The 23519-nt window shown below is 69.9% G+C and carries 22 protein-coding genes; 17 read left to right on the top strand and 5 right to left on the bottom strand.

Annotation, left to right across the window (positions count from 1 at the left end):
• The first annotated feature begins 37 nt into the window (after positions 1-37).
• The 3 genes from gntA to VM780_RS02135 all read left to right on the top strand — a co-directional run bounded on the left by gntA (position 38) and on the right by VM780_RS02135 (position 2163).
• Positions 38-721 (top strand): guanitoxin biosynthesis heme-dependent pre-guanitoxin N-hydroxylase GntA, encoded by a 684-nt coding sequence (gntA, locus tag VM780_RS02145; RefSeq protein ID WP_325444640.1) that lies wholly within the window; start codon positions 38-40, stop codon positions 719-721.
• A complete protein-coding gene (locus tag VM780_RS02140; RefSeq protein WP_325444638.1) occupies positions 718-1305 on the top strand; it encodes an urea carboxylase-associated family protein in 588 nt (195 codons plus the stop codon). Before gntA ends, VM780_RS02140 begins: the two co-directional genes overlap by 4 nt.
• A gap of 132 nt (positions 1306-1437) precedes the next feature.
• Entirely contained in the window at positions 1438-2163 is a 726-nt protein-coding gene (locus VM780_RS02135; RefSeq protein WP_325444636.1) for a spermidine synthase, read from the top strand.
• Here VM780_RS02135 and VM780_RS02130 read toward each other — a convergent pair.
• Positions 2160-2819 (bottom strand): GntR family transcriptional regulator, encoded by a 660-nt coding sequence (locus VM780_RS02130; protein ID WP_325444634.1) that lies wholly within the window; start codon positions 2817-2819, stop codon positions 2160-2162. The two genes, VM780_RS02135 and VM780_RS02130, sit on opposite strands and share 4 nt — an antisense overlap.
• A 138-nt stretch (positions 2820-2957) precedes the next feature.
• On the opposite strand from VM780_RS02130, the gene dctP reads away from it, so the two are divergent.
• The 5 genes from dctP to VM780_RS02105 all read left to right on the top strand — a co-directional run bounded on the left by dctP (position 2958) and on the right by VM780_RS02105 (position 8781).
• Positions 2958-3965: a TRAP transporter substrate-binding protein DctP gene (dctP, locus tag VM780_RS02125; protein WP_325444632.1), complete on the top strand. Its 1008-nt coding sequence runs from the start codon at positions 2958-2960 to the stop codon at positions 3963-3965.
• 64 nt (positions 3966-4029) lie between these two features.
• Entirely contained in the window at positions 4030-4590 is a 561-nt protein-coding gene (locus VM780_RS02120) for a TRAP transporter small permease (RefSeq protein ID WP_325444630.1), read from the top strand.
• The gene (locus VM780_RS02115; RefSeq protein WP_325444628.1) at positions 4587-5903 is read left to right on the top strand and encodes a TRAP transporter large permease; all 1317 of its coding nucleotides are present in this window, start codon (positions 4587-4589) and stop codon (positions 5901-5903) included. Before VM780_RS02120 ends, VM780_RS02115 begins: the two co-directional genes overlap by 4 nt.
• On the top strand, positions 5900-7276 hold the full coding sequence (locus tag VM780_RS02110; protein WP_325444626.1) for a malonyl-CoA decarboxylase: 1377 nt from the start codon (positions 5900-5902) through the stop codon (positions 7274-7276). The genes VM780_RS02115 and VM780_RS02110 overlap by 4 nt, the downstream gene beginning before the upstream one ends.
• On the top strand, positions 7273-8781 hold the full coding sequence (locus VM780_RS02105; RefSeq protein ID WP_325444624.1) for a malonyl-CoA synthase: 1509 nt from the start codon (positions 7273-7275) through the stop codon (positions 8779-8781). Before VM780_RS02110 ends, VM780_RS02105 begins: the two co-directional genes overlap by 4 nt.
• Positions 8782-8796: 15 nt before the next feature.
• Here the strand turns inward: VM780_RS02105 and tmpT are convergent, their stop codons facing one another.
• Positions 8797-9429 carry a thiopurine S-methyltransferase gene (tmpT, locus tag VM780_RS02100; RefSeq protein ID WP_325444622.1) on the bottom strand — a complete coding sequence of 211 codons (633 nt, stop codon included), beginning with the start codon at positions 9427-9429 and terminating at the stop codon, positions 8797-8799.
• An 81-nt stretch (positions 9430-9510) separates the two neighbouring features.
• Positions 9511-9993, bottom strand: a complete 483-nt coding sequence (locus tag VM780_RS02095) for a hypothetical protein (protein WP_325444620.1) — start codon at positions 9991-9993, stop codon at positions 9511-9513.
• A gap of 143 nt (positions 9994-10136) precedes the next feature.
• On the opposite strand from VM780_RS02095, the gene VM780_RS02090 reads away from it, so the two are divergent.
• The 8 genes from VM780_RS02090 (at position 10137) to VM780_RS02055 (ending at position 19790) form a co-directional block, all read left to right on the top strand.
• Positions 10137-10907: a Crp/Fnr family transcriptional regulator gene (locus tag VM780_RS02090; protein WP_325444618.1), complete on the top strand. Its 771-nt coding sequence runs from the start codon at positions 10137-10139 to the stop codon at positions 10905-10907.
• Positions 10908-10982: 75 nt separating this feature from the next.
• Positions 10983-12833, top strand: a complete 1851-nt coding sequence (locus tag VM780_RS02085) for a PHA/PHB synthase family protein (RefSeq protein WP_325444616.1) — start codon at positions 10983-10985, stop codon at positions 12831-12833.
• Between the two features lie 2 nt (positions 12834-12835).
• Positions 12836-13609: an enoyl-ACP reductase FabI gene (fabI, locus tag VM780_RS02080; protein ID WP_325444614.1), complete on the top strand. Its 774-nt coding sequence runs from the start codon at positions 12836-12838 to the stop codon at positions 13607-13609.
• Between the two features lie 16 nt (positions 13610-13625).
• Positions 13626-14141 carry a MaoC/PaaZ C-terminal domain-containing protein gene (locus VM780_RS02075; protein WP_325444612.1) on the top strand — a complete coding sequence of 172 codons (516 nt, stop codon included), beginning with the start codon at positions 13626-13628 and terminating at the stop codon, positions 14139-14141.
• Between the two features lie 97 nt (positions 14142-14238).
• Positions 14239-16848 (top strand): magnesium-translocating P-type ATPase, encoded by a 2610-nt coding sequence (mgtA, locus tag VM780_RS02070; RefSeq protein WP_325444610.1) that lies wholly within the window; start codon positions 14239-14241, stop codon positions 16846-16848.
• Positions 16849-16929: 81 nt separating this feature from the next.
• Entirely contained in the window at positions 16930-17328 is a 399-nt protein-coding gene (locus VM780_RS02065) for an SPW repeat protein (RefSeq protein ID WP_325444608.1), read from the top strand.
• Positions 17329-17378: 50 nt separating this feature from the next.
• A complete protein-coding gene (locus VM780_RS02060; protein WP_325444607.1) occupies positions 17379-18887 on the top strand; it encodes an AAA family ATPase in 1509 nt (502 codons plus the stop codon).
• Between the two features lie 108 nt (positions 18888-18995).
• On the top strand, positions 18996-19790 hold the full coding sequence (locus tag VM780_RS02055; RefSeq protein ID WP_325444605.1) for a Crp/Fnr family transcriptional regulator: 795 nt from the start codon (positions 18996-18998) through the stop codon (positions 19788-19790).
• 85 nt (positions 19791-19875) lie between these two features.
• Here the strand turns inward: VM780_RS02055 and VM780_RS02050 are convergent, their stop codons facing one another.
• Positions 19876-20523, bottom strand: coding sequence for a BON domain-containing protein (locus VM780_RS02050; protein WP_325444603.1), 648 nt, complete (start codon positions 20521-20523; stop codon positions 19876-19878).
• 144 nt (positions 20524-20667) lie between these two features.
• Here VM780_RS02050 and VM780_RS02045 point away from each other — a divergent pair, with 144 nt between their 5' ends.
• Positions 20668-20940: a hypothetical protein gene (locus VM780_RS02045; RefSeq protein ID WP_325444601.1), complete on the top strand. Its 273-nt coding sequence runs from the start codon at positions 20668-20670 to the stop codon at positions 20938-20940.
• Positions 20941-20972: 32 nt separating this feature from the next.
• Here the strand turns inward: VM780_RS02045 and VM780_RS02040 are convergent, their stop codons facing one another.
• Positions 20973-23519 (bottom strand): cation-translocating P-type ATPase, encoded by a 2547-nt coding sequence (locus VM780_RS02040; RefSeq protein ID WP_325444599.1) that lies wholly within the window; start codon positions 23517-23519, stop codon positions 20973-20975.

Here is a 23519-nt window from a genome sequence, read left to right as displayed (position 1 = left end):
CAGCCCGTTGGCGGAGTCAACGAGTCAAGGGCTGTGCATGTTGGATGTTGCGTCGCCTCACCGCGCGGTGAGGCAGTTTCGGGACTTTGTCGAGAACAGTGAGTTCCCCTGCGTCGGCGCCAAATCTGCGCTGAAGCGCGATCAGACCCGCTTCTGGCTCGGGAAAGACATCCTGAGCGGGGATGATGACGCGGATCTGCTGCGCGAGCTCTACGACTTCATCGACTGGTATGGCGAAGAAGCCCCGATGTTCGCAACCTTCGTGGCGAGCTTTGATGGTCCGCTCGGCCTGTCCGAGAAGGCGTTCGAGACGGCGCTGTGGGCGCGGCTGAACGCCCTGCACCGGCTGGACGCCAGGCGTTACGCCTGGGACAGCCGGGTGTCGAAGGATCCGAGCTCGTCCGCCTTCGCCTTCAGCCTGAAACAGGAGGCCTGCTTCGTCATCGGCCTGCATGACGGCGCGAGCCGCGCGGCGCGCCGGTTCGAGCGGCCGACGCTGGTGTTCAACCTCCACGACCAGTTCCGCAAGCTGCGCGAAGAGGGGCGCTACGACGCTTTGCAGGCCGCGATCCGCAAGCGCGATGCCGCGCTCGACGGCGGCCCGAACCCGATGCTCGCGGATTTCGGCGACAGCAGCGAGGCGCGCCAGTACAGCGGCCGCAAGGTCGGCGGCGCGTGGCGCTGCCCGTTCCATCCCGCGGCGGACAAGGACGCGGCGTGAGCATCCAGATCATCCCGCCCCGCTCCGGCGCCGCCTTCGAGCTGGCCCACGGACAGACGCTCACCGTGATCGATCCGGAAGGCGAGCAGGTCTCCGACCTCGTCGCCTTCGCGCGCGAAGATCTCGACGAGGCGATCTCCTCCGGCCGCTCGCTGGACTACGCCTCGCGGATCTTCCTCACGACGGGAGATCCGCTCTACTCCAACCGCAGCAACGTCATGTTGCGGATCGAGGAGGACACGGTCGGTCGCCATGATTTCCTGTTGACGCCGTGCAGCGCCGACACGTTCCGCATCATCTACGGTCACGAGCACCCTCACCGCGGCTGCCACGGCAATCTGGTCGCGGCGCTCGCGCCCTGGGGGATCGGCCCGGACCGCATCCCGATCGCGTTCAACGTCTTCATGCATGTCGACGTGAACGGCACGACCGGCGAACTGAAGGTGCTGCCGCCGAAAAGCAAGGCCGGCGACCGGATCGTCTTCCGGGCCGAGATGGACCTCGTCGTGGGCCTGACCGCCTGCTCGGCCGAGCAGTCCAACAACTACGCCTTCAAGCCGATCCACTACGAGATCGGCGGCTAGCCGCGCGGACGAGCGGCCTCGACGCGGACGCAGTTCGCGGCTCCTTGACCCCGCACGGTTTCTCGACCTAAGCGGTCGGACGCCGCCGCCGTATTCCCGGCCCGGCGGAACGCACCCAGCCGCAAGACGCCCATGATCCCCTGGATTCACCTGGACAGCGCGAAGGCGCCGGGCGGCGGCGAGCTCAAGCTCTCCCGGAGAGGCGACGAGTTCTCGATCAAGATCGGCGCCGCCGAGCTGATGAACAGCCGCCTCAGCGGCTCCGAGAAGGCGCTCGCAACCCTCGCTTGCGAGCGGATCAGGGATCGAGCACGACCGCGCCTGCTGATCGGCGGCCTCGGCATGGGTTTTACGCTCCGCGCGGCGCTGGAGGCGCTGCCCCCCGGCGCCTCCGTCGTGGTGGCCGAGCTGGTTCCGGCGGTCGTCGCCTGGGCCCGCGGGCCGATGGCCGAGCTGTTCGGCGACAGCCTCGACGACCCCCGGGTGACGATCGTCGAAGAGGATGTCGGCGCCGTGATCCGCGTGGCGCGCGGCGACTATGACGCCATCCTGCTCGACGTCGACAACGGGCCGGAGGCCATGACCAGCGCGGCGAATGACGGGCTGTACGGCCCCGAAGGGCTCGGGGACGCCCGTGGGGCGCTGAAAGGCGGGGGCGTGCTCGCCGTGTGGTCGCAGGGGCCGGACAGAGCGTTCGGCGGGCGGCTGTTCAAGTCGGGTTTCTCGATCGAGGAGCTCCGCGTCCGCGCCCACCGCCCCGGAAAGGGCGCGCGCCATGTGATCTGGCTCGCGACCAAGGCCCCCGAGGGCCGCGCGGGGAAGCCGAAGCCCCGGCGACGCCCGCCGCCGCGCCTCTAGGGCCGCGCGCGCTCCGCGAAGGCGGAGAGCAGGTCGCCGAACCGGTCGCCCTGCACCACCACATGGGCGCGCAGCCGGGCGCGGGCGGCCTCCTCGTCGCCAGCGAGGATAGCCTTCACGATCTGCTCGTGCTCGTCGAACGACGCCCTCAGGCGGTTCTGCACGCGCAGCTGCAGGCGGCGATAGGGGCGCAGGCGGCGGTGCAGCGCGCCGCATTGCTCGGCCAGGAAGCCGCTGTGGCTCGCCGCGTAGATCGCGTGGTGGAACTCCTCATTGTCGTAATAATAGGCGTCCGTCCCGCCGGCCTCGGCCGAGGCGCGGCAGCGCTCATGGGCTGCGCTCAGCGCCGCCCGGTCGGAAGCGGTGCAGCGGCGGGCGGCGAGCGCGCCGGCCAGCCCCTCGAGCTCAGCCATCACCTCGAACATCTCGTAGACGCGCTGCGGGCTGTGATCGACCACGACCGCCCCGCGGCGCGGCCGGAGCTCGACCGCGCCGGTGGCGCTGAGCTGCATCAGCGCCTCGCGCACCGGCGTGCGCGACACTCCGAAACGTTTGGACAGCATGACCTCGTCGAGCCGTTCGCCGGGCGCGAATTCGCCCGCCACGATGCCGTTCTCGATTTCGTCGCGCACCTTGCGCACCGCATTCTCGGCCATGCCCGGCTCCCGAATTCTCCCGCCTTGTATACACGATTGGCCATTCCTGCGCGCAAAGCGATTTGACATCGTCGACGATCGAGGGGCAGCTTTGCTCTCGAACGGTCAGAAAACATGGCCGGCGACGAGGAGGGAACGATGGGAAGAGCAGGCCTCACTCTGCTGGCCGGCGCATGCGCGGCCGCATTCATCTCGCTCGCCGCGCCGGCGGCGCTGGCCGAGACGACGCTCAAGGCGTCGCACCAGTTTCCCGGCGGCAAGGGCGACGTCCGCGACGAGATGGTCCAGATCATCGCCCGCGAGGTCGAAGCCGCGAATGTCGGCCTGAAGATCCAGATCTTCCCGGGTTCGTCGCTCTACAAGCCGAACGACCAGTGGAACGCGCTGTCGCGCGGCCTGCTCGACATGTCGTCCTTCCCGCTCGACTACGCCTCCGGCAAGGTCCCGCAGTTCTCCGCGACCCTGATGCCGGGCCTCGTCGGCAATCTCGACCGGGCGAAGCGGCTCAACGACTCCCCCTTCATGGCCGACATCAAGAAGCTGATCTCGGACAACGGCGTGGTGGTGATCGCCGACGCGTGGCTGTCCGGCGGCTTTGTCTCCAAGAAGGGCTGCATCACCTCGCCCGACAGCATCAAGGGCCAGGTGGTGCGGGCCGCCGGCCCCGCCTTCGAGCAGATGCTGGTCGCGGCCGGCGCGTCGATCTCCTCGATGCCGTCCTCCGAGATCTACACCGGCATGCAGACCGGCGTGCTGGACGCCGCCAACACCTCGTCAGCGAGCCTCGTGTCCTACCGGCTGTTCGAGCAGGCCAAGTGCCTGACGGCGCCCGGCGAGAACGCGCTGTGGTTCATGTATGAGCCGGTGCTGATGTCGAAGCGGGTGTTCGACGGCCTCAACGACGCCCAGCGCGCCGCCATCATGGCCGGGGCGCAGAAGGCGGAGGCCTTCTTCGACGCCGAGATCCGCAAGGGCGACCAGAAGATGATCGACGCCTACAAGAAGGCGAATGTCGAGGTCGTCGAGATGTCGAAGGCGGACTACGACGCCTGGCTCGCGATCGCGAAGACCTCGGCCTACGACAAGTTCGCCAAGGACGTGCCGGGCGGCGGCGAGCTGATCGAGAAGGCGCTCGCCGTCAAGTAGCCGCGCAGCCCGTCGGCGGGCGGCCGAAGCGCCGCCCGATCCCTTCATTGTCCGAGGCGCCCGCATGATCTCCGCCTATGTCTCCGCGGTCGGCGCGCTGTCCCGGCTGCTCGCCGTGGTCGCGACCCTGCTGCTGATCGCCGCGATGCTGGTGGTCTGCGAGATGATCCTGGTGCGCTACGTGTTTCGCGCGGCGACCATCTGGCAGACCGACTTCGTGATCTTCGCCGCGACCGCCTCGATCTTCCTCGGCGCGCCTTACGTGCTGCTCAAGAACGGCCATGTCGGGGTCGACGTCGTCGAGCTGCTGCTGACGCCGCGCCCGCGCCGCGCGCTTCGGGTCGTGGGCGCGCTGTGCGGCCTGGCCTTCTGCGCCGCGATGCTGGCCGCGAGCTCGATCAATCTGGAAGAGGCCTGGTCGGCCGGCTGGAAGCATTCGAGCGTCTGGGCGCCCCGGCTTTGGATTCCGCTCTCCGCCCTGCCTGTCGGCTTCGCCATGCTGTGCCTGCAATACGTCGCGCAGATCATCGTCATCCTGCGGCAGCCGCTCGAGGAGCATGCCGCCGAGCACATGGTGGCCGGCCACGCCGTCACTGCGCATGCGTTCGAGGAGACCGCGCGATGAGCCCCGTCGGCGCCGGCCTTTTGCTCGTAGGCGGCCTGTTCGCCCTGCTCGCGACCGGGATGCCGATCGCCTTCGCGCTCGGCCTTGCGGCGGTCGGCGCGCTCGTCCTGCAGGGCGGGCTGCCGATCTTCTACGTGCTGTCAGAGACGATGTTCGCCGGCATCGCGAACCTCGCTTACGTATCGATCCCGATGTTCGTGCTGATGGGCTCGGCGGTCGCCTCCTCGCCGGCCGGGGGCGACCTCTACGCCTCGCTGGACCGCTGGCTCAACCGGGTGCCCGGCGGGCTGGTGCTGTCGAACATCGGCGCCTGCGCGATCTTTTCCGGCATGACCGGCTCGTCGCCCGCGACCTGTGCGGCGATCGGCAAGATGGGCATCCCGGAGATGATGAACCGCGGCTACCCGGCCTCGGTCGCGACCGGCTCGATCGCCGCCGGCGGCACGCTCGGCATCCTGATCCCGCCCTCGGTGACGCTGATCGTCTACGGCATTTCGACCGAGACCTCGATCGGCCGACTGTTCATGGCGGGCGTGATCCCGGGGCTCATGCTCACCGCCATGTTCATGACCTGGGCGCTGATCGACGCCAAACGAAAAGGCTTCGAGTTCGAGGCGCGGGCGATGCGCTACACGCTGGCGCAGAAGCTCGAGGCGCTGCCGCGGATCGCGCCGTTCCTGCTGATCATCGCCGGCACGCTCTACGTGCTCTACGGCGGCATCGCCACGCCTTCGGAGGCGGCCGGCGCCGGCGCGCTGCTGACCCTGCTGGTGGTGGTCCTGGCCTACCGGCTGTTCCGCTTCAGGCCGATCGCCGGCATCTTCGGCTCCGCGATGCGCGAAAGCGTCATGATCATGATGATCATGGCCTCCGCAGAGCTGTTCAGCTTCGCGCTGTCGTCGCTGTTCGTGACGCAGACGGCCGCCGCCGCGATCGCCTCCATGGAGGTGAACCGCTGGGTGCTGATGGCGGTCATCAACCTGTTCCTGCTGGTCGCCGGCATGTTCCTGCCGCCGGTCGCGGTGATCGTGATGTCGGCTCCGCTGCTGTTCCCGATCGTCACGCAGGCCGGCTTCGACCCCTACTGGTTCGCCATCGTGCTGACGATCAACATGGAGGTCGGGCTGATCACGCCGCCGGTCGGGCTCAATTTGTTCGTCATCAACGCGATCGCCCCGAAGGTGCCGACCCGGGAGATCCTCTGGGGCGCGCTTCCTTACGTGCTGGTGATGTTCCTCGCGATCCTGATCCTGTGCCTGTTCCCGGAGATCGCGACCTGGCTCCCGAACCAGATGATGGGGGTGGCGACATGAGCGGCGCGTCTCTGTTCGGCGACATGCTGCAGACCATCACCGAGCGCGGCCGGCAGCTCCTGTCGTTCGCGCCATTCGGCGCCGACGCCCCGCGCCCGACGCTCGAGCAGCTCTGCGAGCGTCTCCTCGGCGGCCATGGCGAGGCTTCCGGCATGGCGCTCGCGAGCCTAATCCTGGAGCGCTGGCAGTCGCTGGACGCAGCCGAACAGGCTGCCTTCATGACGATGCTGCTCGAGCGCTTCGGCCCGGACGAGAGCCGGCTCGACGCCGCCATCGAGGCGCACCGCGCAAAACCGTCCGCCGACACGGTACGGGCGCTGCACGCGGCCGCCGAGCCGCGACGGCAGGAGATCATCCGCCGGCTGAACCTTGCGCCGGAAGGCGTCGGACAGCTCGTGCGGATGCGCGAGGCGCTGCTGAAGATGCTGCCGGAGCGGCCCGAGCTCGCCGCCGTCGACGCCGACTTCGCGCACCTCCTCGGCTCCTGGTTCAATCGCGGCTTCCTGGTCCTGAAGCCGATCGACTGGGCGACGCCCGCCAACGTGCTGGAGAAGATCATCCGCTACGAGGCGGTCCACGAGATCAAGGACTGGGAGGAGCTCCGCCGCCGGGTGCAGCCGGTGGACCGGCGCTGCTTCGCCTTCTTCCACCCGCGGCTGCCTGACGATCCGCTGATCTTCGTCGAGGTGGCGCTCACCACGTCGATCGCCTCCGCGATCGCCGACGTGCTGGACGAGAGCCGAACGCCGATCCGGGCGGAGGACGCCACCACGGCGGTGTTCTATTCGATTTCGAACTGCCAGGAGGGGCTGCGGGGCGTCTCGTTCGGCAACTTCCTGATCAAGCAGGTGGTGGCGGATCTGCGGCGCGATCTTCCGAAGCTCACGACCTTCGTGACCTTGTCGCCGATGCCGGGCTTCGCGGCCTGGCTCTCGCGGCAGCGCGCGGCGGAGCAGCCCGACCTGCTCGACGCCGCCGAACGCGCGCAGCTCGCGCCTCTTGATAGTCCCGGCTGGCATATGGATCCGGACGCCGTCGAGCAGCTGCAGCCGGCGCTCTGCCGCGCCGCCGCGACCTATCTGCTCCGCGCCAAGACGACCGGCGGCCTCGCCGCCGACCCCGTCGCGCGCTTCCACCTTGGAAACGGGGCGCGGCTCGAACGGATCAATTTTCTCGGCGACCGCTCTCCGCGGGGCCTTCGCCAGGCGCATGGCATGATGGTGAATTATCTCTACGACCTGTCCGACATCGAGAAGAACCACGAGGCCTTTGTCGGCCGCGGCGAGGTGATCGCCTCGCCTGCCGTGCAGCGCCTCGCGCCGGCGCCGCGGGCGCCGCAGCCCCGCTCCGCCCGGCCGGAGAAGGTCGCATGAGCAACTGGCTGTTCGACGCCATCCGGGCGGCTGCGCCGGACCCGTCTACGCTGTTTCTTGAGACCTCCCGCGGCGACTGGACTTACGGCGATCTGTTCGCCCGCTCGGCGAGGTTCGCGAACGCGCTCGTCACGATGGGAGTCGCGCCGGGCGAACGGGTGGCCGTACAGGTCGAGAAGAGCGCCGAAGCGCTGACGCTCTATCTCGCCTGCGTGCGCGCCGGGGCGGTCTATCTGCCGCTCAACACCGGCTACACCCCTGCCGAGCTCGACTATTTCGTCGGCGACGCCGAGCCGCGCGTGCTGGTCGTCGACCCGGCCGCCGAGCAGGCGCTCGCGCCGATCGCCGCGAGGCACGGAGCGCGGCTCGAGACGCTGTCGGCGGACGGCGGCGGCTCCCTGCTCACGGCGGCCGCTCAGGCGTCCGATTCATTCGCGGACGTCGCCCGCGGCGCCGACGATCTCGCGGCGATCCTCTACACCTCCGGCACCACCGGGCGCTCCAAGGGAGCGATGCTGAGCCACGACAACCTGCTGTCGAACGCGCTCACGCTGAAGGAGCTTTGGCGGTTCTCGCCTGAAGACCGGCTGATCCACGCGCTGCCGCTCTTCCACACCCATGGCCTGTTCGTCGCGACCAACATCGTGCTCGCGGCCGGGGCGTCGATGATCTTCATGCCGAAGTTCGACGCCGCTGCGGTGATCGCCGCGATGCCGGGCGCGACCGTGCTGATGGGCGTGCCGACCTTCTATGTGCGGCTGCTCCAGCAGCCCGGCCTGACCCGCGAGGCGACGGCCGGGATGCGCCTGTTCGTCTCCGGCTCGGCGCCGCTGCTCGCCGACACCCATCGGGCGTTCGAGGAGCGCACCGGCCAAAAAATCCTCGAACGCTACGGCATGACCGAGACCAACATGATCACCTCCAACCCCTATGAGGGCGAGCGGATCGCAGGCGCGGTCGGCTTCCCGCTGCCCGGGGTCTCGCTGAGGGTGACAGACCCCGAGAGCGGCGCGCCGCTTCCCCAAGGCGAGGTCGGGATGATCGAGGTGAAGGGGCCGAACGTCTTCAAGGGTTATTGGCGGCTGCCGGAGAAGACGCGGGCGGAGTTCCGCGACGACGGCTTCTTCATCACCGGAGATCTCGGCCGGATCGACGAGCGCGGCTATGTGTGGATCGTCGGTCGGGGCAAGGACCTCGTGATCTCCGGCGGCTACAACATCTATCCGAAGGAGGTCGAGCTGGAGATCGACCAGCTGCCCGGCGTGCTGGAAAGCGCGGTGATCGGGGTGCCTCACCCGGACTTCGGCGAGGGCGTCACCGCGGTCGTGGTCCCGGTCCGGGGCCGCGCGGTGGACGAAACCAGCGTGCTTTCGGCGCTCGAAGGCCGGCTCGCGCGCTACAAGCAGCCGAAGCGCGTGGTGTTCGTGGACGAGCTGCCGCGCAACACCATGGGCAAGGTCCAGAAGAACGTGCTGCGCGAGCGCTATGCGGGACTTTACGGCTAAGGGTCCCGCACGCCGTCAGCGCAGCAGCCAGACCTTTTCGACGGCGGGGCATTTGCCCCGCATGCCGCCGGGATCCTCGACGGTCTCGAGCAGCCTGACGTCGTAGAAGTCGCCATAGAGCGCCCTCACCTCCTGTTCGTCGACCGAGAAGGGCGGGCCGTCGGCGAGCGTCTGGTCGTAGACGAAAGACACGAGCAGCTGCGGCGCCTCGCCGGCGAGCGCCGTCACATGCGACGCATAGCGACGACGGAGGTCCTCGGGCAGCGCGACCAGCGCCGCGCGGTCGTAGACGGCGTCGACCGGGCCGAGCGCCTCGCGCGTCAGCCAGAAGATGTCGCCGGCGAAGACGTCGCTCGCCTCGGCGCTGTAGCGCCTCAGCTCTCCGACCGTCTCGACCGTCGGCTCGACGCCGAGTTCCGCGAACAGCTGCTCGACCGCGCTCTCGACGAGTTCCGCGCCCGCCACCCGATAGCCGCCTTCGAGCAGCCAGTGAATGTCGAGTGTCTTCCCGCAGAGCGGCAGGAACAGCCGCGCGCCCGGCGCCGCCTCAAGCGTGGAGAAATGCCTGAGCAGCAGCGGATTCGCCGCCGCGCGATGGAACCCGATCGCGTTGTCGCGCCACCGCCGGCGCCAGAATTCCGCTTCCACGCGCGCTCCCACCTCAAGGCAGCGCCTTCAATAGACCGGACGCGCCGCCTGAGAAACCGCCTCCCGCGTGTGCTCGGGCCGTCAAAGCGCCTTCGCCATCAGGCCGCTGGCCACCGTGTGATAGCCCGGCAACGGAGCCGCGCCCAGGCGCATCGCGCGCGGCAGTTCGATGACCAGCGAAGCGCAGCCCGAGGCGCGCGCGAGCTCCTCGCCGCGCTCGGCGATCCTGGTCAGCAGGTCCGAGCCCGGGATCTCGCCAACCACCAGATCGGAAAGGCGCATGACGCGGCCGGAGCCGGATTCGGCCGCCGCGAGGGAGGCGCCGGCTTCGACCGAATAGCGGAAGAAGGCGTGCGGGTAACCGCGCGGGTCCTCGACGAACACCACGCCGGAACGGCCGCTGCTGCCCCGAGAGGCGCGCCGCAGAAAGCGGACCCAACCGGCGTAGCTCAAGCGCGGATGCGACAGGCTGACCAACGCGAAGGCCCGCCGCGTGACGGTCGGGTCAGCGACGGTGTCCAACGCCGTGACGGCGCGCGCAGAGAACAGCTTCATCGAAGACATGACGCTTCGGCCTCGGATTGATGCGCCCACATCGTTCGGGGCGGCGCCGTCCCGCGACTTTGACGCAGATCAAACCGGCCGCCCGGCTTTGTCCTAGGACAAACGGGCGCGGCCGAAGGAGCGGCGCTGTCGAGGCGAAATCGATGGAGAACTCCTCAGCCGATGACGGGACGCCGAGCGGCTGCGGGGCGACCGCGGAGCCGGCGGCCACAGCCCGCTGCGGCCGCTCCGGGGCTCAGTCCTGCGATCGCTGCCGGGTGCGCGCGGTCAGCGTCTGCGCCTGCCTCGATCAGGATGATCTCGAGGCGCTCGACGCACTCTCCGAGAGGGCCTCGTTCGAGGCCAAGCAGACGCTCTTCATTCAGGGCGACGAAGCCGACGCGGTCTACAACGTCACTTGCGGGACGCTCCGACTGTACAAGCTGCTCACGGAAGGCCGCCGGCAGATCGTCGGCTTCCTGCTGCCGGGCGACTTCGTCGGTCTCTCGCTGAGCGAGCGTTACGGCTATTCGGCCGACGCCATCGACGACGTCGCCGCCTGCCGCTTCGATCGCGAGGCGTTCATCGCCTTCGTCGAACGCAAGCCGCACCTCCTCCGCCGCCTACATGAAGCCGCCACGCACGAGCTGACCATCGCGCAGGACCACATGGTGCTGCTCGGCCGTCGCTCCGCCGAGGAGAAGGTCGCGGCTTTTCTCGTGACGCTGCGCCGGCGCCTGACGCGGCTCGGGGCGAGCGCCGTGACCATCCCGCTGCCGATGACCCGTCTGGACATGGCCGACCATCTCGGCCTGACGCTGGAGACGGTCAGCCGCGTCATCTCCAAGCTCGCGCGCCAGAAGGTCGTGCTTATGGTGCCCGGCGGCCTCAGGATCATGGATCCGGCGCGGCTGGAGCGGCTCGGCGAGGGCTGAACCCATTCCCGCGTTGACGCAGGTCAACCCGCCGGCCGGAGATCCAGCCTACCCAAAGCCCGACTGGAGGCGGCCATGCAGGCTTCGATCACGCCCCTGAAGGGGCGCCGGAAAGATTTGGCGCCGAGCGCTCCTGCGCCGCAGCCTCTTGCGGCTGCGAGCCCTGCGGCGCGCGAGCCTCAGGCGCCCTATGAGATCGAGCTCTCCGCGTTCGGCGACCTGTTCGACCGCGCCGCGCACGCCTCGATCGCGCGGATGACGGGCGGCCTGTCGCCCGCCGCCATCGGCGCAGCCTGGCTCGACTGGTCGACCCACCTTGCGGCCTCTCCGGGCAAGCAGATCCAGCTTGGCGCCAAGGCCTGGAGGAAGGCGGCGCGTCTCGCCGCCTACGCGGCCGCGCAGCCGTTCGGCGGAGACGGAGCGCCGCCCGCCATCGAGCCGCTCCCGCAGGACCGCCGTTTCGGCGCGCCGGAGTGGCGGCGCCCCCCGTTCGACCTGCTCTGGCAGTCTTTCCTGCTGACGCAGCAATGGTGGCACAACGCGACGACCGACGTCGCCGGCGTGACCCGGCAGAACGAGCGCATCGTCGAGTTCATGGCGCGGCAAGCGCTCGACGTCTTCAGCCCCTCCAACGGGCTGCTGACCAATCCGGCCGTTCTCCAACGGACGATCGCGACCGGCGGCGCCAGCCTTGCGGCGGGCGCCCGCAACCTCGCAGAGGATCTGATGCGCGCGGCCAAGCAAGAAGGGCCGGTCGGCGCCGACGCCTTCCAGCCCGGCCGCGACGTCGCGGTCACGCCCGGCCAGGTCGTCTACCGCAATCATCTGATCGAGCTGATCCAGTACGCGCCCGCGACCGCGCAGGTGCGGCCGGAGCCGGTCCTGATCGTCCCGGCCTGGATCATGAAATACTACATCCTCGACCTGTCGCCCGCGAACTCGCTGATCCGGTTCCTCACCGAACAGGGCTTCACCGTGTTCGCGATCTCGTGGCGCAACCCTGGGCCCGAAGACCGCGATCTCGGCTTCGACGACTACCGCGCGCTCGGCGTCATGGCGGCGCTCGACGCGGTTTCGGCGATCGTCCCGGGCGCTGGAATTCACGCCGTCGGTTACTGCCTCGGCGGAACCCTGCTGTCGATCGCGGCAGCCGCCATGGCGCGCGACGGCGACGACCGCCTCGCTTCGCTTTCGCTGTTCGCCGCCCAGGCGGATTTCACGGAAGCCGGAGAGCTGACGCTGTTCATCAGCGAAAGCCAGATCAGCTTCCTTGAAGACCTGATGTGGAGCCAGGGCACCCTCGACGCCCGCCAGATGGCCGGCGCGTTCCAGCTGCTGCGCTCGAACGACCTGATCTGGTCGCGCGTCATCGGGGATTATCTGATGGGCGAGCGCCCGGCGATGACAGACCTGATGGCTTGGAACGCCGACGCCACCCGCATGCCGTACCGCATGCACTCCGAATATCTGCGGCGGCTTTTCCTCGACAACGATCTGGCCGAAGGCCGATTCCAGGTGGCCGGCAAGCCCATTGCGATCGAGGACATCGAGACGCCGATCTTCTCGGTGGCGACCGAGCGCGACCACGTCGCGCCCTGGCGCTCGGCGTTCAAGATCCACCTGCTCGCTGAAACCGACGTGACCTTCCTGCTCACCTCCGGCGGGCACAACGCCGGCATCGTCTCCGAGCCCGGCCATCCGCGCCGCTCCTACCGCGTCCTGACCAAGCGCGCGGCCGATCATTACCGCGACCCCGATTCCTGGCTCACCGCCGCCGTAGCGCATGACGGATCATGGTGGCCGGAGTGGACGGCCTGGCTTGCCGAACGGTCGGGCGCTCCGGTCGCTCCCCCGCCTTTTGGCGCGCCAGAGGCCGGCCTCGCGCCGCTCGCGCCTGCGCCCGGCCTCTACGTCATGGAGAAGTGAGCATGACCTACAACACGCGCCTTCTCGGCAAGAAGGGTCTCGTGGTCGGCGTCGCGAACGAGGATTCGATCGCAGCCGGCTGCGCCCGCGCCTTCCACGAAGCCGGCGCCCAGCTCGCCCTCACCTACCTCAACGAGACGGCGCGTCCCTTCGTGGCGCCGGTGGCGGAGATGGTGGGCGCCTGCATCTTCGAACCGCTCGACGTCGAGAAGCCGGACCAGATGACGGCGCTGTTCGCGCAGATCGAGCGCGTTTGGGGCCGGCTCGACTTCATCCTGCACTCGATCGCCTTCTGCCCGAAGGCCGACCTGCAGGGCCGCGTGACCGACTGCTCGCCGGAGGGCTTCGCACGCGCCATGGACGTGTCGGTGCACTCGCTGATCCGACTGACGCGGCGCGCCGAGCCGCTGATGGCCGAGGGCGGCGCAATCCTCACCGTGAGCTATTACGGGGCCGAGAAGGTCGTCGACCATTACAACGTGATGGGCCCGGTGAAGGCCGCTCTCGAGGCCACGGTGCGCGCGCTCGCGGTCGAGCTCGGGCCGAAGGCCATCCGGGTGAACGCGGTGTCTCCCGGTCCGGTGCGGACGCGGGCGGCCTCCGGCATCGCGCATTTCGACGAGCTGATCGACGAGGCGCGCAGGCGCGCGCCGGAACGCCGTCTCGTGGCGCTGGAAGATATCGGCGAGGTGGCGCTTGCGTTCGTCGACGACGGCGGTCGGAGCGTGACCGGAGAGATCGCCCATGTGGACGGCGGCCTTCACGCCGTCGCCTGATGGAGGGAAGCCCTCAATGACCAGCGGCCTCGCGATCGCGCCCACTGCGGAGATGATCGAAAACCGCACCTTCGGCGAGATCGAGATCGGCGACAGCGCGAGCATCGTCCACAGGGTCACGGCGCGCGACATCGAGCTGTTCGCGATCGTCTCGGGCGACGTCAATCCCGCCCATCTCGACCGCGCTTATGCGGCCGGCGACATGTTCCACCACGTCATCGCGCACGGCATGCTGGGCGCGGCGCTGATCTCGGCGGTGCTCGGCACCCGCCTTCCAGGTCCGGGCGCGATCTATCTCGCGCAGGATCTGCGCTTCCTGGCGCCAGTGAGCATCGGCGACGCCATCACGGCGACCGTGACCGTCACCGAGAAGCATGCGCCGAAGGGCGACATCACGCTGGACTGCCGCTGCGTCAACCAGACCGGCGTCGCGGTCATCACCGGAACCGCACGTGTGCGCGCCCCGACCGAAAAGGTCCTGCGGCCGCGCGTCCGGCTGCCGGAGGTCACGCTCAGCGGCCACGTGCTCTGATCCCGCGCCCTCGTTGACTCCGATCAAGGCCGCCGCCGGGTCCGCGCGCTTTCTGGCGAGCGCAGCCCAGCGTTTCGCGGGCCTGGGAGCGAAGCACATGGACGCGGCGATGACCGCCCAGCCGGACTTCAAAGCGGCCAGGCCCGCGCGGCTCGACCCGGCCTTTCGGGCGCCGGACCGTCCGTTCTGGTCGTTGCCGTCCGCCGAGGCCTTCGCGCGGGTCGGGTCTTCGCCCTCCGGACTGTCGAGCCGCGAGGCGAATCTCCGGCTGAAGCGCTTCGGCCCCAACGTCGCCCGGCCGGCGGCGCGCGCCGGCCTCCTGCGCCGGATCATCGGAAGGCTGACCCAGCCGCTCGTCGCGCTGCTGCTGATCGCGGGCTTCGTCTCCGGCGGCGTCGGGGACTTCGCGAGCAGCGCGATCATCGCGACGGTCGTCGGGCTGTCGATCGCCCTCGAGGTCTGGCAGGAGCACAAGGCGGACGTCGCGGCGGAGGCGCTCAGGCGATCGGTGGCGCTTCAGGCGAACGTGCTGCGCGACGGCGCCCTGGTCTCGATCCCCGTCGCGCGCATCGTCCCCGGCGACATGGTCGAACTGCGCCCCGGCGACATCGCCCCTGCCGACGGCTGGGTGATCGAGAGCAACTCGCTGCGGGTCGACGAGGCGGCGCTCACGGGCGAGGCTTACCCGGTCGAGAAGCGCCCTGGCCCGAGCGGGGCGGCGACGATGGCCGAGGCCTATGACGCGCTGTTCGCCGGATCGAGCGCCGTCAGCGGCTCAGGGCTGCTGCTGGTCGCGGCGACGGGCGCCGACACCGAATTCGGCAGAATGGCGCTGTCGCTCGGCGCGGACGCCCCCCGCACCGCGTTCGCGCGCGGCCTGAACGATCTCGGCCGGCTGATCCTGAAGCTCACGATCTTCCTCTGCCTATTCGTCCTGCTCGCCCAGATCGTCCTGCACCGGCCGATCATGGAGGCGTTCCTGTTCGCGCTCGCGCTCGCGGTCGGCATGACGCCCGAGCTCCTGCCGATGGTCACGACCGTCACGCTGTCGCGCGGCGCCGTGCGGATGGCCGAGCGCCGCGTGGTCTGCAAGACGCTCTCCGCGATCCACGACCTGGGCGCCATGGACGTGCTGTGCACCGACAAGACGGGGACGCTGACGGAGGCCAAGGTCGCGCTCGCCGCGGCCGTCGATCCGGACGGGCGGCCGAGCGCGGACGTGCTCAGCCTCGCCGCCGCGAACGCCCGCCCTCCGGCCGGAGGCGGCGGCGTTCTCGACCAGGCGATCCTATCCGCCGGGCCCGTCAGCCACGGCTGGTCGGTCGTAGACGAGGCGCCGTTCGACTTCGTGCGCCGGCGTTCGTCGGTTCTGGCTGAGAAGGACGGCGACAGGCTGATCATCGTGAAGGGCGCGCCCGAGGCCGTGCTCGCTGCGTGCCGCGCGGTGAGCCGGAGCGACGGCCCCCGCGCGCTCGATGATGCCGAGCGCAGCCGCGTTGCGGCCGAGGTGGACGCCGGAGCCGCGAAGGGCCTGCGCTGCCTCGCGGTTGCGACACGCGCGGCCGGAGACGGCCGCGCGATCTCGCCGGCGGACGAGCGGGATCTCGTGCTTCAGGGCCTCTGCTTCTTCGCCGATCCGGTAAAGGCGACCGCGCCGGCCGCCGCCGCCCGGCTGAAGGCGCTCGGCGTTTCCATCAAGATCCTGTCGGGGGACGCCCCGGCGGTGGTCGCGCGGGTGGCCGCGGAAATCGGGCTGCCCCGGTTGCAGGTGCTCACGGGAGACCAGGTCGCCGAACTGAGCGAGGCCGCCCTGGCGGTTCGGGTCCGCGCCGTCGATCTGTTCGCGCGGCTCGCGCCGGACCAGAAGGTCCGCGTCGTCCGGGCGCTGTCGCGCGCCGGCCATACGGTCGGCTTCCTGGGCGACGGCATCAACGACGCTCCCGCCATCAGGGCCGCGGACGCCGGCCTCTCGGTCGAGAGCGCGACTGACGTGGCGCGCGCCGCAGCCGATCTGATCATGCTCGAGTCGGACCTCGGCGTGCTGGCCGACGGCGTCGCCGAGGGGCGGCGGACCCACGCCAACATCCTGAAATACATCCGGATGGCGACCTCCTCGAACTTCGGCAACATGATCTCTATGGCGGTCGCCTCGGTCGCGCTGCCCTTCCTGCCGCTCGCTCCGGTGCAGGTCCTGCTGAACAATCTGCTCTATGACGTCAGCGAGGCCGGCATACCGTTCGACGACGTCGACGCCGAGGAGGCGCGCGCGCCGCATGGCTGGGACATCGGCCGGATCTACCGCTTCATGCTGGTCATGGGGCCGCTGTCCTCGGCCTTCGACCTTGCGGCGTTCGCCACCCTGCGGCTGGCGTTCGACGCGCCCGTCGCGGCGTTCCAGACCGCGTGGTTCGTCGAGTCGATGATCACGCAGATCCTGGTCGTCTTCGTGATCCGCACCGCCCGCCCGTTCTGGTCGGCGCGGCCGCATCGGCTGCTCGTCGCCGCCTCCCTCGGAGCGCTCGGCTGCGCGATCGCGGTGGCGCTGTCTCCGTTGGGGGCGCCCTTCGGCTTCGTGAGCCCAGGTTCGGCCGCGCTGGCGGCGATGCTGGCGATCAGCCTCTGCTACCTGGCCGCGGCGGAGATCGCGAAGCGCTTCGCGATGCAGGCGCCGAAGTCCGCCCCGCGGCGCAGGCTGCGGCGGGCTTGACGCGGATCAAGTCGCCCGCGCCGGCGCGCGCCTATCGTCACCGCTGACGCGGGCGTTCCGCGCCCTGCACGGAGCGGCGAGATGATCGACCTTGGAAAGAGCTGCCAGTTGCTCTGCGCCGGGCTCGCATTGCTGGGCGCGGGCTTCGCCGCAACGCCTTGGCTGCTGGGTTTCGCCTATGAGGAGGCCGCCACGGCGAACAGCGTCCTGTCGGGCTGCGCGCTCATTTTCGCCGGGGCGGCGGGCTGGTTCCTCGGCCCGACGCCGTTCCGCTGGCTCGCGCTCGGGATCGGCCTGTGGCTGGTGCTCGCGCCCTGGCTTCTCGGCTTCGAACCGGTGGCGAGCGCAGTCTGGGCGAATATGATCGTCGGCGCGGCGGCGATCACCCTGTCGTTTCGGGCGATCGCCGGTTGGACGCCGGACGGCGCATCGAGGCCGGACAAGGCGCGGCCGCGCCGGCGGCCCATGCGCCGCGCCTGATCTCATGCGCCTTCGGTCGGGCGCAGACGCTGAAGGGATGGCCGAGCCCGGTGGACGATCACGAGCAAGGCCAGCAGGCGACCATCGCCTTCCTGAAGAGCAGGCTCGGCGACGCGATCGATGAAATCCGCACCCATATCTCGGTGATCCTGCTTGCGCCGGATAGGGTGTGGAAGCTCAAGCGCGCGGTCGCCCTGCCCTATGTGGATCTGACGGAGGCCGGCACGCGCGTGGCGCTCTGCGAACGGGAGCTCCGCCTCAACCGAGAGACGGCCCCGTCGCTCTACCGGCGCGTGCTGCGCGTGACGCGGGGACCGCACGGGCTCGAGCTCGACGGGAACGGCGAGCCCATCGACGCGGTCGTGGAGATGGCGCGCTTCCCTGCGGAGGATCTGTTCGATCGTATCGCCGCCGAGAGCCGCCTGACGGGCGAACTCACCGCGCGGCTGGCGGAGACGATCGCGCGCTTCCATGGCGAACTCCCGCCCGTGCAGGATCGCGCCGCGTCCCGTCGGCTGGCCGCCGCGATCGAAGGCGACGAGCGCGCCCTGCGGGGCCATGCCCGCAGTCTCGGCGCGGCGGCCGTCGACGACTACTGCGCCAGATGCCGAGAGGCCTTCCGCGCGCTCGAAGACCGGCTTGACGCTCGCGGCCGGAGCGGCGCGGTCGTGCTGGGCCATGGCGACCTGCATCTTGGCAACATCTGCCTCTGGGAAGGCGCCCCGACGCTGTTCGACCGGCTCGAGTTCGACGAAGAGCTGGCGACGGTCGACCGCCTCTACGATCTCGCCTTCCTGTTGATGGACCTCGGCCGGCGCAGTCTGCCGGAGCGCGCGAATCTGCTGCTCAACCGCTACCTCGACCGAATCGACGACGAGGCTGAACTCGCGGCCCTTCCGCTGTTCATGTCGGTGCGGGCCGCCATCCGCGCCCATGTGTCCGCGTCCCAGTCGAAGCCGCACGAGGCGAGCGCGTTCCTCGCCCTGGCCGGCGATCTTCTCCAGCCCGGCGTTCCCATGCTGGTCGCGATCGGCGGCCTGTCCGGCTCCGGCAAATCGACGGTCGCGACGGCACTCGCGCCGCATGTCGGCTCGCGTCCCGGAGCGCGGGTGATCGGGACCGACCGCATGAGGAAGGCGATGTTCGGCGTTGCGCCCGAGACGCGGCTGCCGGCCGAAGCCTATGCGCGGCGCGTCACCGACGAGGTCTATGCCGGCCTCGCCCGGCGCGCCGCGGCGATCCTGAACGGCGGCTGGAGCGTCATCGTCGAAGGCACCTTCCTCTCGGCCAATGAGCGGGCGCGGGTCCAAAGCGCCGCGACGGCGGCGGGCGCGGCCTTCGTGGGGCTCTGGCTCGACGTCGATCCCGGAGCGCTGAGACGCCGCGTGGCGCAGCGCCGGGGCGACGTCTCGGACGCGGACCTGTCCGTCCTGGAGGCCCAGCTCGGCGTCGACCTCGACGCGATCTCTTGGGTCAGGATCGACGCCTCAGGGTCCGAAGAGGACGTCATCCGCCGGGCCCGGGACGCGCTCTCTCGTCCGGGTCCTGGCGGCGCCTGAACGGCTGCGCGCCGGCTAAGGACAATCCCTTAGGGGCAAGATCGGAATTTCGCTCTGCAGAGGCCCGCCTACAGTCCGGTCATCGCCCGCTGAGCAAGGGGAAGACCAATGCTGCAAGCCCGCATCGTGGAAGCTCCGGTCCGCCCTTCCGGAAATCTGCCGCTCGATCTGATCATGGGCGCCGAGCCGGTCGTGGCCGCGCCGCGCTGCGAGACCGCTCCGGCGAGCCGCTGCGCGCGGTGCCCGGTGCGAGGCCTGAGCGTCTGCGCCGCGCTTGAACTCACCGATCTGGAGCGGCTCGACGCCCTAGCCGAGACCATCACCTTCCGCGCCGGACGAACGATCTTCGTTGAAGGCGAGATCGCGGCCTCGGTCTACACCGTGAAGTCCGGCACGCTGCGCCTCTACCGCATTCTTCCCGACGGACGGCGTCAGATCGTCGGTTTCGTGACGGCGGGCGATTTCATCGGCCTGTCGCTGTCCGAGCGCTGCGCCTATTCGGCCGACGCGATCGACGACGCGGTCGTCTGCCGGTTCGACCGCGCGGCCTATGTGAACTTCGTCAGCCAGACGCCGCGGCTGCTTCGCCGCCTGCATGAAGCGACGAGCCACGAGCTGACGCTCGCGCAGGACCACATGGTGCTGCTCGGCCGGCGCTCGGCGGAGGAGAAGGTCGCGACCTTCCTGCTGTCGCTGCGCGAGCGCATGCGCCGCCTCGGCGCGAGCGTCGTGACGCTGGCGCTGCCGATGAGCCGCACCGACCTCGCCGACCATCTCGGCCTCACCATCGAGACGGTGAGCCGCGTGATCTCGAAGCTCGGCCGGGAGCGCGTCCTGCTCGTCGTGCCGAACGGCGTCCGCATCCTGAACCCCGAAGAGCTCGAGCGCCGCGCCGAGCACTGAAGCGCGCGTCTGACTGACGATCGCGCTCAGAGGAAGACCGGGGCCGCCCACCCTCTGGGATCAGCGGCCCCGCGTGATCGCAGCTTCAGACGGCGATGCTGATCTTGTCGTCGACAGCCTTCACGCCAGCCGCCGACCAGGCGGCGCGCTCCGCGATGTTGCGCTCGTACCAGCTGTGAACCTTGCCCTCGAGGCTGACCGTGCCGTCAACGACCGAGACGCGGATCGCGTTGGCGTCGAGCTCGGCGTTGCGCTTCAGCGCCTGCTCGATCTTCTGCCGGACGTCGAAGCTCTTGGCGGTGTCGGCGAGCTTGATCAGGTTGGCGACCCCGAGCACGCCGGTCAGCTTTCGCACAGCGGATTCAGCGGCCTGCCGCTGATATTGCCAGTTCACGGTGCCGGTCAGCGTCACCCAACCCTTCTCTACCCTGACCTTGACCGAGTCCGGCACCTGCGCATGCCAGGCGATGGTCTGGATGGCGCGTCTGGCGATCTCGTCGTCGGCGGTCTTCTTGTCCGACGGATAGCGAACCTCGATCTCCTGCGCGATCGCCTGGACGCCTTTGACGCGCCGCACCGCCTGCTCCACAGCCACCTTCTCGGCATAGCTGCCGACATGGCCGCTGAGCGTGACGACGCCGTCCTCGACGGCGACGCCGATATGCTCCGCATTTACGCTCGGCTCATATTCCAGCTCCTCAACGACGAGGGTCTTCAGGTATTTGTCGGTCATGACGAGCTCCTCTTCAACGGGCGCTGAATTGCGCCTAGTTCAAGCAAATGCCCTTTCATGAAGCCGGACGTTGATCTGCATCATCTCGAGACTTGGCCAGCGCCGTAGTCTGTTCTGCGTCAATCCCGTCGGGCGGAACCGATCGTGACGAGCTGCATCCACAAGTCGCCGCTTGCGGCCCTCCTCCTCGCAGCGCTGGCGAGCCTTCCCGGAGCTGGGGCGGCCGCTTCCGTGCGCCCGCAGGCGTTGACCTCGATCACGACGGACGCGGAGCAGGACTGCCGCCGCCGATGCGGCGAATGGCTGCTTCCCCAATGCAGTCCGCAAACCATGCGGCGCGGCGAGAACGCGCTCGAATGCGTCAGCCGCCTCGCCCCGATCTTCGACGCCTGCGTGGCGCGCTGCCGCAGCGAGTGAGCGCAGGCGCGGCTCCGCCCGCCCCGGGGAGTTCAGGCGGCCCCGCGGGAGGCCGCTCCGCTTCGGAAGAAGGCCGGCCAGAGACCGGCGGCGAGCGCGGCGACAAGACCGAAAAGCTCCAGCAGCAGCGGCGGCGCGGCGACCTGAAGCATGGCGCCGGCCAGCGGCGCATAGAGCGCCGCGACGATTACGATCGCGGCGACCGATGCAATGCAGAAGAAGGGCAGCCTCTGCGGCTGGAAGAACGCCTCCCCGGCGCGCGCGATGCCCGAATAGGCCAGCGCCAGATTGGCGGCCAGCAGCATCGAGAGCAGCAGACCCCGCGCCTGTTCCTCCGGAAGACCGAGCCTGAGCGCGAACCAGAAGGCCGCCAGCGTCACCGCCAGCGCCCCAAGCCCCTCGATCAGGCCGAGCAGGATTTCCCGCCGCCCGAACAGCGCGCGCGTCGGCGATCGCGGCGGCCGGCGCATGGCGTCCTTGTCGCCAGGCTCCGCCTCGAAGGCGATCGAACACACCGGGTCCACGATGAGCTCCATCAGCACGACGTGCATCGGCAGGAACGCCAGCGGCCAGCCGAACAGCAGCGGGAGCAGCGACAGGCCGGCGATCGGCACATGGATCGCCGTCACGTAGATCATCGCGCGCCTCAGGTTCTTGGCGATCCGACGCCCAAGACGAATCCCGCGGACGATCGACGCGAAACTGTCGTCGAGCAGCACGATGTCGGCCGCCTCGCGCGCGACATCCGTGCCGCGCTGTCCCATCGCGACGCCGATGTGAGCGGCGCGCAGCGCAGGCGCGTCATTGACGCCGTCGCCCGTCATGGCGACCACCTCGCCATTGTCCTTGAGCGCCTTCACCAGCGACAGTTTCTGGTCCGGCGTGACCCGTGCGTAGATCGAGACGGTGCGGACCGCTGTGTGCAGCGCCTCGGGACCCAGGCGGGCGAGCTCGCTCCCCGTCAGCACGCCGCTGGCGGCCTCGAGGCCGGCTTCGCGCGCGATCGCTTCGGCGGTGGCGGGCGCGTCGCCCGTGATCATCACGATGCGGATCCCCGCCGTGCGGCACAGCGCGACCGCTTCCGGAACCTCCGCCCGCACGGGATCCGCGAAGCCGAGCAGCCCGGCGAACCGGAACGTGAGCTCGTCGAGCTCGTCGGGCGCCTCAAACCCGGCGGCCAGCGCGGCTTCCGCCACGCCCAGCACCCGAAGCCCGCCGCGGGCCATTGCGACGGCAGCGGCCTCGGCCGCCGCGCGCGCCTCGGGCGATAGCCGGCACATCGCCATGATCGTCTCCGGCGCGCCCTTGGCGGCGATGCGGACGCCGCTCTCCGGCCGCATCCAGGCCTGGGCGAACGCCAGGCGGTCGACCCGCAGCGGATAAGTCTTCGCCAGCTCCGCGCGGTCCGCCGCCGCGGCGACGGCGAGGATCGCGCGGTCCATCGGGTCGATCGCCGGGGAGACGCAGGCGAGCGCCGCGACTACGAGCGCGGGGTCCGCAGGATCAACCCTGCGGCTCGACGCCGAAGGCGTCCACACGTCCACGAGCTGCATGCGGTTCTGCGTGAGGGTCCCGGTCTTGTCGACGCACAGCACCGAGGTGGCGCCGAGCGCCTCGACCGCAGCCGACCGCCGGGACAACACGTTGAGCCGCGACAGCCGCCACGCGCCAAGCGCCAGGAAGATCGCCAGAACCATCGGGAATTCTTCCGGCACCAGCGCGATCGACAGCGTCAGCCCGGCCAGAGCGCCCTGGAACCATTCGCCGCGCAGCGCGCCGTAGGCGACGGCCACCAGGCCGCAAAACACGAGAGCCGCGACCCCGAGCTTCGTCACCAGCCGCTGCGTCTGCGCCTGCAAGGGAGACGGCGTCGGCTCGATCAGCGCGAGAGAGGCGCCGATCCGGCCGAGCTGGGTGTCGGCCCCGGTCGCCGCCACGAGCGCGACCCCGCTGCCGCCGACCACCATGGATCCGGCGAACAGGTCCGAGGTTCCCTCCTCTCCCGGCGCCTTCAGGGCCGCCGGTACGGTCTGCCAGCCGTCCGCCGCCGGCGCCTTGGTCACCGGCGCCGACTCGCCGGTCAGCGTGGATTCGTCGACCCGCAGCGGGCCGCCTTCGACCAGCACGGCGTCCGCGGGCGTGCGATCGCCCTCGCCCGGAAGGATCGCGTCGCCGGGAACGAGTTCGCGGGCCGGCACGCGCGTGACGACCCCGTCGCGGATCGCGCGCGCCATGGGTTGAGCCAAGGCGCGCAGGCTCTCAAGCGCGCGCTCGGAGCGGACTTCCTGCACGATTACGAGGCCCACCGACAGCCCCGCCGCCAGCGCCATGAACGCGCCTTGCGCCAGATCGCCGACCGCGAGATAGAGCGCCGCGGCGGCGACCAGCAGCAGGAAGATCGGCTCACGCAACACCCCGAAGGCGATCTTCGCGACCGAGCGCGGAGCGTGGGGTATTTCGTTCGCGCCGAGCGTCCGCCGGATGCGCTCGGCCTCCTCGGTCGAAAGGCCGCGGCGAAGCGACCTCGCGCCGGCGGGAGCGCGGAGCTCGGCGGCGGCCGTCGATCTCATCGGGGACAT

The organism is Hansschlegelia sp. (assembly GCF_035538955.1).
Lineage (GTDB): Bacteria > Pseudomonadota > Alphaproteobacteria > Rhizobiales > Methylopilaceae > Methylopila.
This window is presented reverse-complemented; position numbering and strand designations above follow the sequence as displayed.